Annotated in this window: 7 protein-coding genes and 2 other RNA genes; 3 read left to right on the top strand and 6 right to left on the bottom strand. The window is 65.0% G+C overall.

All coding sequences use genetic code 11. The features are described 5' to 3' along the window. Positions 1-160 precede the first annotated feature (160 nt). The 3 genes from Y887_RS19040 to Y887_RS11435 all read left to right on the top strand — a co-directional run bounded on the left by Y887_RS19040 (position 161) and on the right by Y887_RS11435 (position 1,878). Positions 161-236, top strand: a non-coding RNA gene (locus Y887_RS19040) — sX9 sRNA. A gap of 174 nt (positions 237-410) precedes the next feature. Beyond that, positions 411-818: a hypothetical protein gene (locus Y887_RS11440; RefSeq protein WP_046964458.1), complete on the top strand. Its 408-nt coding sequence runs from the start codon at positions 411-413 to the stop codon at positions 816-818. A 67-nt stretch (positions 819-885) separates the two neighbouring features. After that, a complete protein-coding gene (locus Y887_RS11435) occupies positions 886-1,878 on the top strand; it encodes an MBL fold metallo-hydrolase (protein WP_046964457.1) in 993 nt (330 codons plus the stop codon). A gap of 317 nt (positions 1,879-2,195) precedes the next feature. Here Y887_RS11435 and Y887_RS11430 read toward each other — a convergent pair whose 3' ends face one another. From Y887_RS11430 to Y887_RS11410, 6 genes are all read right to left on the bottom strand, one after another. After that, positions 2,196-3,713, bottom strand: a complete 1,518-nt coding sequence (locus Y887_RS11430; RefSeq protein WP_046964456.1) for a tryptophan halogenase family protein — start codon at positions 3,711-3,713, stop codon at positions 2,196-2,198. Between the two features lie 40 nt (positions 3,714-3,753). Then, positions 3,754-4,782 (bottom strand): cupin-like domain-containing protein, encoded by a 1,029-nt coding sequence (locus Y887_RS11425; protein WP_046964455.1) that lies wholly within the window; start codon positions 4,780-4,782, stop codon positions 3,754-3,756. Between the two features lie 4 nt (positions 4,783-4,786). Continuing rightward, positions 4,787-5,548 carry a SapC family protein gene (locus tag Y887_RS11420; RefSeq protein WP_046964454.1) on the bottom strand — a complete coding sequence of 254 codons (762 nt, stop codon included), beginning with the start codon at positions 5,546-5,548 and terminating at the stop codon, positions 4,787-4,789. A gap of 437 nt (positions 5,549-5,985) precedes the next feature. Continuing rightward, entirely contained in the window at positions 5,986-9,141 is a 3,156-nt protein-coding gene (locus tag Y887_RS11415; protein ID WP_046964453.1) for a TonB-dependent receptor, read from the bottom strand. A gap of 704 nt (positions 9,142-9,845) precedes the next feature. Further along, positions 9,846-9,919, bottom strand: a non-coding RNA gene (locus Y887_RS19035) — sX9 sRNA. Positions 9,920-10,005: 86 nt separating this feature from the next. Further along, the gene (locus Y887_RS11410; protein WP_046964452.1) at positions 10,006-11,997 is read right to left on the bottom strand and encodes a M1 family metallopeptidase; all 1,992 of its coding nucleotides are present in this window, start codon (positions 11,995-11,997) and stop codon (positions 10,006-10,008) included. Between the last annotated feature and the right edge of the window lie 349 nt (positions 11,998-12,346).

Here is a 12,346-nt window from a genome sequence, read left to right as displayed (position 1 = left end):
AGCGTCTGCGAGGCCGCCACTGCAGCGCCCGGGATAGCCGGGTGCGCTCCCTGGCTGGAGGTTGGGCGACAGGGTGCGGATACCGAATCGCTTCACCCAGCGCAGCCGACAGCACGACAGTGCTCACCGCCAGGCGGGCGTGGTCGTTGCTCGGTGCGGCATGGAGCATGCGTACACGCCGGTTCTTCCGCGCGGTCCACACCCACCTGACGGCTGCGCGCTACGTTGTGCCAGCCGCCGCCACGACGCGCAGCGTCGCGTGCCGTGTAAGCGCACGCTCTGGTGGCTGCCGACCGACGCTGCCATGCCACCACACGCTGGCATGCCCCGCCAAGTTCGAAGTACGTTCAAGCGAGCAAAGCGCAGCGCGATCCTGCAGACTGCAAGCACCTTCCATCATCAGGATCGGCATGTCCGCCTACCATCGCTGTCGCCGTGCCGTCACCGCGGTGCTGCTTGTCGCAGTGTCCGCGGTCTCCACTGCCGCGATGGCGGCGACGCCGGCCGCCACCGAGGACGTCAAGGCCTACGCATTGCAGCTGTGCCTGGACCAGAACTACGAACGCAGCGGCCGGCTGGAGTCCGACCAACTGCGCGACCGCTCGTATCTGCTCACCACCTACGCACTGGATAATGCCAAGCCTGGCGCTACCGCAGGTTTACAGGCCTTTGTCGCGCAACAGACGGCGGACTACCACCGCGGCGAGGTGCCGATGAAGGACGAAGCACGCCGCGGGCCGTTCACCAGGATCTTTGCGCAATGCATGGCGTTCTATCGCTCGCCAGCGCTGCGTGATTTTGTAGCAAGACAACGTTGAGTCGTGCCGGAGCGAGGTGTTTCAATCGTTGCCGACATGCAGCCCTGCCCAGTCTCCCGGAACCGCGATGACCGCCTTGACCAAGCTCCGTAGCCGCCGCGGTGTGCTCCAGACCGCACTCAGTGCCGGCGCGCTGCTGGCGTCCGGCCAACTCGCCGCCACTCCCCGCAAGAACGCTGCAAGCAACGGCGCGGCGCCTGCTCCCTTCCCGGCCAAGGGCAGCGTGCTGGTGCTGCTCGGCACCAAGGGCGGGCCGACACCCTCGCCGCTGCGCGCGGCGGCGGCCAATGCGTTGATGATCGACGGCCAGCCGTACCTGATCGATTGCGGCAACGGTGTCGCCCAGCAACTGGCCAAGGCCGGCATCCGGCTGCCCGCACTGCGCGATATTTTCCTGACCCATCATCATTCCGATCACAACGCCGACCTGCTCAATGTGGTGTGGCTGGCCTGGGCCAGCGGCTTGCAGACGCCGGTGCATCTGTATGGGCCACCGGGCATCGGCCCGATGGTGGATGCGTTCGTCGAGATGAACGGCATCGACATCCAGGCACGCATCCGCGAGGAAGGCCGCCCGCCGTTCAAGCAGCTCATCCACGTGCACGAGTTCGACCAGGCCTGCACCGTGTTGCAGAACGATCAGGTCACGGTCACCGCCACGCTGGTGGCCCACTACACGCTCAAGCCCGCCTTCGCCTATCGCTTCCAGTCCCGCGACCGCACGGTGGTGTTCTCCGGCGATACCCGCTACCTGCCGGCGTTGGCCGAGTTCGCCAGGGACACCGATGTCCTGGTGCATGAAGTGATGTATCTGCCCGCGCTGGAACGCATGCTCAAGACCAACGACAACGCCCCCACCTTGCTGGACCATCTGCTCAAGAGCCATTCCACCAGCGAAGAGGTGGGACGGATCGCCGCTGCCGCCGATGCGAAACTGCTGGTACTCACTCATTTTGTCCCCGGCGGCGATCCATCCATCACCGATGCGATGTGGAGCGACGGCGCACGCAAGCACTACGCCGGGCCGATTGTGGTGGGCAAGGATTTGATGCGGCTGTAGCCGGCAGAGCGTTGCAGCATGCAGGTGGACCAATGTCGCGCATGTCTTGGGTCGACACGGAATCCAGATCGGCATCGTGTCGACGGCGCTGCCGTTTCTGCGCAGCCCATGCCGAAGTGCAGGCGTGTCTATCATGGTCCGGCGGCACTGCTGCGCTCGGCCGAGTAGGCAGCGCCCTGCAGGCAGTGTGGTTTCCGGATCAATTACCACGATTCCCGGCACTCCTAAAAACGCGGCACACCCGAGCGTCTTGATGTCGTGACGTTTGCCTGGGGCGGCCGGCGCCTTCAGGGGTGGCTAAAGCGCACTGCGCAGTCCTACATCGCCACCCGACTGCGTCCACCCCATACCTGTTCGCCCGCCTGGCAATAGCGCTCGATAAACGCTTGCTGCGACGGCATGTGTTCCACCACGCGCTGGATCGGCTGCGCAATGCCATCCAGCAGGCGACGCAGGTCGGCATCAGACACTGCGGCCGCCAGCGGATGATGCTGCTGCGGCACGATCCCCTGCCCCAGCAGCACGTGCGTCCAGGAATCCACGCGAAACAGTTCGTCGGTGCCTTGCCAGGCGTGCGCGCGCTCGCGCCAGGCACGCAGGCGCAGGCGCAGCGATTCGGGCAATTCCATGTCGCGGCACTGCTGCCACAGCGGCTCGTCGCGCTGGGTCGCGTGGTAATGCAAGATGACGAAATCGCGCACGTGCTCCATCTCGGCGCGGCTGATGTCGTTGAAGACCTCGACCTGCGATGGTGCGATGCCATCGGCCGGGAACAGGGTGATCAGCCGTACCACCGCGGCAATGGTGAGATGGATGCTGGTGGATTCAAGCGGCTCGATAAAGCCGCTGGCCAGGCCCAGCGAGACCACATTCCTGTTCCAGGCCTTGAGCCGTCGCCCGGTACGGAACGGCACCATCCACGGGTCCTTGACCGGGGTTGCGGCAGTGTCGCGCAGCAGTTTGGCGTGCGCCTGGTCATCGGACATGTGCTGGCTGGAGAACACCAACCCATTGCCAACGCGATGTTGCAAGGGAATATGCCAGCGCCAGCCCGCCTCATGCGCGATGGCGCGCGTATACGGCACCGGCGGGCCCACTGCCTCGGTCTGCACCGCCACCGCGCGGTCGCACGGCAGCCAGTGGCTCCAGTCCTCGTAGCCGGTGTGCAGGGTCTGCTCGATCAACAGGCCACGGAAGCCCGTGCAATCGATGAACAGGTCGCCTTCGATCACCTGGCCGTCTTCCAGCACCAGCGCGGCCACATCGCCGCTATCGGGCTGCAGCGTCACCTGCTGGATCCTGCCTTCGACACGCGTGACTCCGTGCGCCTCGCTGCGCGTGCGCAGGAATCGTGCGTACAGCGCCGCATCCAGATGGTAGGCGTAGTTGACGGCTGGCTCGCGCGGCAGCGCGAAGCGGTCCACGCGCGAGGCAACCGTCTCAAGGCAGTAATCGCCAAATGCGCCGGACATGCCGCGGCGCTGACTTTCCAGCCACAGATGATGGAAGGCGCACACCAGGGTGCTCTGGCCGGTAATGCCGAACGGGTGGATATAGCGCTCGCCCTGCCGGCGCCAATGCTCGAAGGAGATCGACAACTTGAACGTGCCGGCCACCGCGCGCAGAAACTCCTGTTCGTCGATCTGCAGGAACCGGTGGAAGGTGCGGATGGGCGGCACCGTGGACTCGCCCACCCCCACGGTGGCGATCTGATCGGACTCGACCAGGGTGATGTCCAGCAAGTCGCGGAACTGATGCGACAACGCGCAGGCCGCGATCCAGCCGGCGGTGCCGCCACCGGCGATGACAACCTTGCGAATCCTGGCCTGGGTCACTGCGTTCTCCTGTAAGTGGCACCACACGACGGCTGTGCGATCAGCGATTGAGCTTGCCGATCAGCATGGCGCGCAGCTGGCGCGCCAATGTAGGGTCGATCGGGCCCAGCACCTGGCGCGCGTGCTCGGGCAGATGTTCGCCGGCCCGCTCTGCAGGGCCGAACACGTAGTAGTCGAACAACGCACGCCAGGCGGCCTTCTCCGAAGCCGGGCGGTCGCGGATGGCCCATAGCGCGTGATACAGCGCCTGCATCGGTGCGGGCAAGTGGGCGGGGGCCGTGCTCCACCAATAATTGACCAGCACATTGAACGGCTGCAGCGACTGCACATGGTGCCACCACATGCTGGGAATGAAGATCGCATCGCCCGGCTCGAGCACGGCCGTGCGCGCCTGCGACAACGCATCGGCCATGCGCGGGTAGCGCGCAAGATCCGGATGGGCCACATCCACCATGCTCACCACCTGGCCGCCCGGCGTCGGCTCCAGCGGGCCCGGATACAGATTGGCCACCTGCTCGGGCGCAAACAAGGTAAAGCGCCGCTGACCCACCGCGCACACCGCCAGATTATTGGGCGCATCGAAATGGCAGGACGCGATGACCCGATTGCCGATCCAGATGCTGGGCGGCACAGCCTTGCCGTCTGCACTGACATCCAGGGCATTTCCTGCAGCAAAACCGGGCAGATGCGCATCGATCGGCAACGAGGCCAGGTAATACGTGGGCGGCTGCGCATCGTCCAGATGCGCCTGGATCGCATCCAGCAGCGTACCCAAGCTGCCGCGTTGCACGTCGAAGTTGAGATCGCTGCAATCGTCGCGATAGAACGGCCGGCCGCCGATTTCGGGAGCGCCGTACGAATACTGCAGTGCCCTGCCGGTGTCCAGGCTGCGCAGCTGCGCCATGGCCTGCGACGTACCACGCTGCGCGGCCTGCACCAGCGCCCAGTCGCGCGCCACGCCGCGCAGCACCAGCGGCTGCGCGGCCGCGCACAGCTGCGCCAGCAATGCCGCATCCGGCTGGCAGTCGCTGCGCTCGGGCAGCGGGGCAATCGATGACGGTGCGCTCATGCGATCAGGCGCGTGCAGCGACCGCCACAGCGGCCTGCGCGTGCTGTAGCCGACGCTGCTTTTCGCCCATCAACCGGCGCAGGTTATGGTGCGAGGCCAGCATCAGGAACGCGCCTTCCAGATACCCGGCGTGATGCAGCTGCTGCAAGGCAGCGCCATCCAGCGCGGCCAATCGCTCGCGGTCGATGCTGTGCAGCCCCTCCAGGTGCACGCCATGGCTGTCGTCGAGCACGACATCCAGCTTCACCGGTTGGATCAGGCCCAGCGCATCGAATGCCGCGCACATCGCCTGCCCTGCATCCATGCCATCACGGATGCCGCGCAACACGCTGATGATGTGTTCCAGATACGCACTATGCCCGCCTTGCGGCAGGAACACCGCCTCGCCTTCGGCACGGCTGATGCGCGGATGCTCCAGGTCGACATGAATCACCGGCTCCTGCACCAGCGCACCATCGATACGCTGCTCCTGAAACCCGATCAAAAATGGCCCCTTGGCGACAATGCCCGGCAGGTAACCGGCATTCCAGCGGCTTTCCTGCAGAAACAGGTTTTCATCGGGCGCAAAACCCAGCAGGGCCACCGACTGATAGGCACCGGTGGCCGCATCCTTGCGAAAGAACAGCGGGTATTCGCGTTGCAGCTCGGCGTACTCGGTGACGAAGGCCGGCACAAAGCCGACCGCATCGCCAAATTCGGCACCAAACCGCAGAATCACGCGCAGATCGTGGTGCGCCACATTGTTGAGCACTGCATATCGCGACATCTGTAGCTCCAGCAGTGGCCGGCGATGGCCACTGCACTGGTCGGGGGATCGATCACGCGACGACATGCCGCGTCCGCTGCCCGCGAGCATTGCCAAAAAGGAGGAAGCCGGCAAGCGGCAGAGCAGCATGCGCCGGCGCACTGCGGAGGCAGGTGTGTGGATGACTGCACCCGTCATCCGCACACCGGTTGTACTTCGATGGTGCCGCGCAACGACCGCGCCTGTTGCGCTCGCCTGCGATGTCGCTGCCGGATGACCACCCGGCCCGTGTAGCTGCTGCGGCAGCGCCTCGCAGGCGCATCCGACTGATGCAGCGCTGATCGCACAGAGACACCGACGCGGCAGCCGGCGTGCACCCTAGGCAGACACCCCAGGCACACACCGGCTGCATCCATAGGGCGCACTGGCGTCAGAACGTCGCCGCCAGTGCGATTCCCTCAGAACGCGTACCGCACACCCAGCGTATAGCGCGGCTGCTGGTCGATCAGGCGGACAATCTGCTTCTCCGATCGCCCATGCCAACGCACGTCTTCGCCGGTGAGGTTGATCGCCTCAAAGCCCACCGACAGCTGCTTGTTGAACGCGTAGCTGAGGCTGAGATCGAACTGCTGGTACGCCTCCACGTAGTACGGGTTGCGGTTGGAGGCATCCTGGTTGGCCGCGATCAGGTACTCGTCGCGCCAGTTCCAGGCCAGACGCGCGCTCCAGCCGTATTTTTCGTACATCAGCATCACGTTGGCGGTATCGCTCAGGCCCAGCAACGCGAACTGGTCGCGGTCGATGACGTTGTTGTCGAACGCCACATCGCCTTCGACGATGGTGTAGTTGGCGTAGATGCCGAACCCGGTACTGCCGAAGAAGTACTGCCCGCCAAGCTCCCAGCCATGGATGTTGGCCTTGTTCTGGTTGATCGGCCGCGACACATCGAACTGGTACAGCGGGTCGGCGGCGGTGCCGACCAGGTCGTAGGCATTTTCCAGCGCCAGGCTCTGCGCGGAGCTGCCGTTGTAGGCGCCCAGGCCGCCGGTGGCCGCGGCGTTGCGCAACAAGGCGGTGGCCGCGAACAGGGAGGTATCGTTGGCCGAACAGGCCGCCGCCACGTCGTTGCCGGCCGCACCGACCTGGGCGGCGCAGGCACCACTTTGCAGGAAAGCCAACGCAGCCTGCGCATCCGGCCCGGAGGTGGGATCGGTCAGCCCATACAGCGTTTCGCGCGAGACCGTGGTGCCGATGAAATTGCTGACGCGCTTGTTCCAGAACGTAGCCGACACATAGCTGGCGTCGGCGAAATACCATTCCAGCGCCAGATCCAGGTTGTCCGATTCCAGCGGGTCCAGCGTGGGCGTCTGCGAATCACCGCTGGCGCGGTTGGACGGGTTGATCAGGATCGAGCCAGCCGGGGTATTCGGCGTCGGCCCGGCGAGCAGGTTGTTGTACGGCGCGCGCGCGATGGTCTGGCCGAACGAGGCACGGCCTTTCAGCGAATCGGTGATGTCGATGCTGAAATCCAGATTGGGCAGGATGTAGTTGTAGCTGGTCTTCTCGCTGAAGGGCTGCTGTTCGGTAGAGCGCAGCAACTGGAAGTCGTTGTTGGCCTGCCATTGCAGCGCGACGGGCGTGGCCACCTGCGAGGTGGATTCCACATCGGTACGCTCGTAACGCAGGCCCAGGCGCGTATTGGTGGTCATGCCGGAGATGTCGCCGGTCAATTCCAGTTGCACATACGCTGCGCGGGTCTTTTCTTCGACCTGATTGTCCGCGCTGTACAGCGGGTTGTAGCGCGTCGCAGCGCCGTACTGGCTTCCACCCCACAGCGCCAGCTGGCTGGCATCGCCGCGCCATGCGTTAGGCGCGGCGCCATTGGCGTTGAAGTCATCGAACATGCCGACGATGCTCACCGGCCGCAGCAGGTCGGTCATGCCCGGCTCCCTGCCGGCATTGGCCACGCCCCAGTCGCCCAACGTGGAGTAATTGTCGCTGGTCAGGCGGTGCATGGTGGTATTGGACGAACTGACGCCGAACTGGAAACGCCCGTCGTCGAAATCGAACTTGCCATCCAGGCGGCCTTCCTTGGTCTCGGTCACCTGCTTTTGATAATAGATGCGCTGCACCTGCGAACCCAGATTGTTCTTGGTGAAATCCGGATTGACCACTCCATTGGTGCCAGCCAGCGAATCGGCGACCGTGGGATACCAGGTACGCGCGCCGATGGGCAGCGAATTGTTGAACCACAGCTCTTGCCCCCACTGGCCGCCGCAGGACGGACCATTGGTGCAATTGTTGGTGCCGGCAAAGCTGAAATAGGTCGCGCTGCCGCCGGTGACCGGATCGTTGGGCAGGCTCTGGGTCTTGGAGTTGTGCGCATCGAAGGTCAGCTGGAAGCGATCGCTCACCTGCCAGTCCGCATTGAAGCCGAGCGAACCGAGCGTGTACTTCTGCTCGTTGCGCTGCTGCTCCATGCCGAAGTCCTTGGCGCCGTTGGGCACATCGCGCAGATACACCGGCGTGGCCACCGTCTGGCCGGTATCGAAGGTCAGATCGGTGAAGCTGTTGGCGCGCTGCAGCCAGATGCCCTGCTCGCCGCGTTCTTCGCGGATTTCATTGGACGAATAGGTGTAATCCAGGGTCAGCGTGAGGCTGTCGGTCGGTGCGAACTGCATCACCGCCTGGCCGTTCATGCGCTCGCGCTGGAAGTCGGCGAATGCGTAGCGGATATCGTTGGGCAGGCCATACAGCTGGCCGATCGCCGGCGCATTGGTCACCACGGTATCCGGGCGCAGTGCCGGGTCGGTCCCGGTCCAGCGCTGGATGTTCCAGCGGTTTTCGGTGGCCTGCACCGAACCGCCGTGACGCTTCTGATAGCTGGCGCTCAGGCCGATACCGAAGGTCTTGTCCGGGTTGGTGTAACTGAAGATGCCCGACACTTCCGGGGTCAGCGAATCGCCGAACGGCTGCGAGCGGTCGGAGACCATCTTGGCGCCGGCATTGGCCACCACGCCCTCGTGATTGAACGGCTTGTCGGTCTGGATGTTGATGGTGGCGCCGATACCGCCGCTGGGCGCAGTGGCACGGCTGGTCTTGAACACCTCGATGCCGGTGATGGCTTCGGAGGCGAGCTGGGCGAAATTGAACGCACGCGTGCCCACATCCACGCCGCCGATCGGCGTCTGCCCGGGCGCACCGAAGGCGTCGGCACCGGGAATCAGGCGGCCATTGAGGGTGACCGTATTGAATTGCGGGCCGAAGCCGCGTGCGGTGACCTGCGCGCCTTCGCCATCGCGACGTTCGATCGAGATGCCGGTGATGCGTTGCAGCGATTCGGCCAGGTTGGTATCGGGAAACTTGCCGATATCTTCGGCGCTGATCGCATCCACCACGCCGGCAGCATCGCGCTTGATGCCCATCGATTGGTCCAGGCTGCTGCGGATACCGGTGACGTTGACGGTATCGAGCGTGGTGGCGGCATCGCTGCTGGACTGCGGCGCGGGTGTCGGCGGCGCGAGGTCCTGCGCAAACGCGGGATTGATGACCAACAGGCCACCAACGAAGGTGAACATGGCCTTCGACTTGAAGCTGTTCAACGTACGACGCATCGATGTGTCCTCGGGAGTGGAGTCCAACCGTTTACGGCCAATGTCGCGGCATGCGACACGGCGAAGTCATGACCACCGCCGGATCGGCGATGGAACAGCCCTGCTCTGAATAAGGTCCCCTAGCGCGCACGCCGCCGATCGCCCCTTCGATCGTCGGCCTGCGTTGTGCGTTGCATGCCTGCGGCAGACATCGCCGACAAAGGTGGTGTCGGCGACAGGTGCGCAATGCGTGCCCTGCACGGCGTGCCGGCCAGTGATAGCGCTAACACGCCGCGCAGCCTAGTCAGGCGATAAAGGGCTTGTCACCGTGCGTTGCAGCATAGTGATGGGCATGCACTGTTACAGCCGATACGGCAGCCGCTTGAGTCCGCATGCAGTCTTCAATGGCGGCGCGGCTGTAAGCGTTATCACCCAATTGCGCGAAAACCGGCAGCAGGTGCGGCGAAATTCGCACAATCAAACTGCAGCAGCATGGTCGTGCAGGACGACTGCGCAAACTGCGCATCGACGACAACGCGATCGACCCGGACGCACGAGGCACACGATCGTCATGCAGCGCTGGCGACCGATCTCGTGGCGCTGGAACCCGGCACAGAGCTGACGGATGCACAAGGAAAACGGCGCAATCTTCGCAATCGATTGCGCCGTGGGTGGCGGTTGCAGTGCGCAGCGATTGCGCGCATCGGCGAACGTGATCTTGGAACGGCTGACAATGTGGCAAGCCGTCCTCGGGTGGGTGTGGACGGCGCGGAGGAGCCCGAACGTACGCGTGGTACACGCTGCATCGAGCACCGGCTGCGCCCGCCTGTCGGTGCGCACAGTCGTCTTGCGAGTTGCTCTTGAGCCTGCCCGCGCTGGCGACGGTCAGCCGATCACATCCACGCGATCGTCGCTGCGGTCGGCATCCGGCAGCGCGTGATCCGGGTCCAGGGTCACGTGCAGCACTTTCTGGGTGGTGGGCAGGGTCAAGGTCGGGGCGGTGTTCTGCAGCCAGGTCTCTACCGGCACGCGACGGTCCAGGTGACTGCCGTCGGCCAGATCCACGCGCACGGTGACCGGCATGACCAGTTTTTGCCGGCTCCGCAAGGTCAGCTGCAGCCCCTTGGCCGGGTCGTGCTCGACGTACTGCGCGCGGGCGATGCCCAAGTCCAGCTGCCAGTTATTGAGATACCAGCCGCGCCACCACCAGCTCAGGTCTTCCCCGCTTTCGCTTTCCATCAGCCGGAAAAAGTCCGAGGGCGTGGGATGCTTGTAGGCCCAGGTGGCGATGTATTTGCGAAACGCCGGATCGAAGCGCTCCGGCCCCAGAATCTGCTCGCGCAGCAGCACCAGCCCCAACGCGCCCTTGAAATACGTCAGCGGGTGACGGTAGGTTTCGCTGGTGGCATCGGCGATATCCATCAAGGTCGGCGCACTGCGGTCGGCCAGCAACGGCAGGATTTCATCGACCGGATTTCCGCCCTTGGGCGCATATTCCGAATCGCGCTTGGGCGCATATTCGCCCTTGTTGAAGGCGTCCGATGCATACACATCGATGAAGGTATTGAAGCCTTCGTCCATGAAGGCGTGGCGGCGTTCATTGGAGCCGACGATCATCGGGAACCAGGTGTGACCGATCTCGTGGGCGGTGATCCAGAACAGGTCCTTGCCGCCGTCCTCGAAGCCGTCGAACACGATGCCCGGATATTCCATGCCCGCACCGTAGCCGCCCAGGTTGATGGCAGCCGGCCATGGATACGGATACCACTGCGAAAAATGCTCGATCGCGCCCTTGACGTATTCGGTGGAGCGATCCCATTTATCCGCGCCCACACCCTCCACCGGGTACACCGACATCGCCAGCGACTGCTTGCCGCCCGGCAGGTTGATGCGTGCCGCGTCCCACACGAACGCAGGCGATGCGGCGAACGCGACATCGCGCGCGTGCTCCATATGGAACCGCCAGGTGCGCGTGCCCTTGCCCGCCGGCGCTGCCGCACGTGCGGCCACGTCTGCAGGCGTGCGGATCAGCACCGTGCGGTCGCTGTCGCGCGCCTGTTGCAGGCGTTGCTGCTCGGCGCGGCTGAGCACCTCGGCCGGGTTGGTCAACGCACCGGAGCCGGCCACCAGAAATCCGTCCGGCACGGTCACTGCGTAATCGAAGTCGCCGTACTCCAGATAGAACTCCGAGCCCAGATACGGTTGCGTGTCCCAGCCACGCAGATCGTCATATACCGCCATGCGCGGATACCACTGCGCAATCTCGTAGATCTCGCCCTGCTTGCTGGCGCTATAGGCGGTGCGGCCGCCCCAGGTGCCGGGAATGCGGTAGCGGTAACGGATCTGCAGCGTCAGCGCCTTGCCCTGCCCGGCCAGCGGCTGTGGCAGATCCACGCGCATGCGGGTGTCGTCCACCACGAAGTGCGCCGGCTGGCGGCGGCCGTCGCGCTCGATCTCCACGCTGGCGATCTGCATGCCATCGGTGAACTGGGTGCGCCGCGATGGGCGGCTGGCTGCCGCGCGCGCATCGGCACGGTAGATGTTCTGGTCCAGCTGCAGCCACAGCACGTCCAGCGTGTCCGGGCTGTGGTTGGTGTAGTGGATGGCAGCGGTGCCGGTGAGCGTGTGGCTGGCCGGATCGATGCGGGCGTCGAGCTGGTAATCGGCACGGTTCTGCCAGAACAACGGCCCGGGCACGCCACTGCCGCTGCGGTAGGCATTGGGCGCATCGGGCAATTGCAACGGTGCGAACAACGCCAGTGGGTCGAACGTGCCCGGTGGCGCGACGGTTTGCGCGCCAGTGGCGGCCAGCGCTGGCGCGCTGACGCACGCCAGCGAGAGTGCAACGGTGAGCGAGCGGCGCATGGTGGGGAACATGCTGTGGTCCTGCGACGGGGGGAGTTTCATCCTACGGCGGCGCTCGCCGGGCGTGCACTGCCATTGGTCCCGGTCGGCGCCAGGTCAGGCCACTTGGCAGGCTGCATCGTTGCCGACACCTGCGTGTCGGCCAGGCGGCCGTGCGGTGCGGCTGGCGCCCAACGGCGTCGTGCTTATGCACGATGCGCGGCGATGCCCCTGCCACTGCCTGCGACGACCGAAGACGTCGGCAGACGCCGATCGCCCGATCGCCCGATCGCCAATCGGCAGGTGCTCGCGCCAACGCCGCCTGAAAGCGCCGCATCTCATCCGCCGCGAACAGGGCTCGACCGGGCTAGAGCGTGTTATG

Origin of the sequence: Xanthomonas pisi DSM 18956 (assembly GCF_001010415.1) — a bacterium.
Lineage (GTDB): Bacteria > Pseudomonadota > Gammaproteobacteria > Xanthomonadales > Xanthomonadaceae > Xanthomonas > Xanthomonas pisi.
Note: the sequence above shows the minus strand (reverse complement) of the source record. Positions and strands in the feature narration are given on the sequence as shown.

Excerpts from the sequence above, each read along its gene's own strand:
- Y887_RS11440 (WP_046964458.1), top strand. The coding sequence starts at position 411 with ATGTCCGCCTACCATCGCTGTCGCCGTGCCGTCACCGCGGTGCTGCTT.
- Y887_RS11435 (WP_046964457.1), top strand. The coding sequence starts at position 886 with ATGACCGCCTTGACCAAGCTCCGTAGCCGCCGCGGTGTGCTCCAGACC.
- Y887_RS11425 (WP_046964455.1), bottom strand. The coding sequence starts at position 4,782 with ATGAGCGCACCGTCATCGATTGCCCCGCTGCCCGAGCGCAGCGACTGC.
- Y887_RS11420 (WP_046964454.1), bottom strand. The coding sequence starts at position 5,548 with ATGTCGCGATATGCAGTGCTCAACAATGTGGCGCACCACGATCTGCGC.
- Y887_RS11415 (WP_046964453.1), bottom strand. The coding sequence starts at position 9,141 with ATGCGTCGTACGTTGAACAGCTTCAAGTCGAAGGCCATGTTCACCTTC.
- Y887_RS11410 (WP_046964452.1), bottom strand. The coding sequence starts at position 11,997 with ATGTTCCCCACCATGCGCCGCTCGCTCACCGTTGCACTCTCGCTGGCG.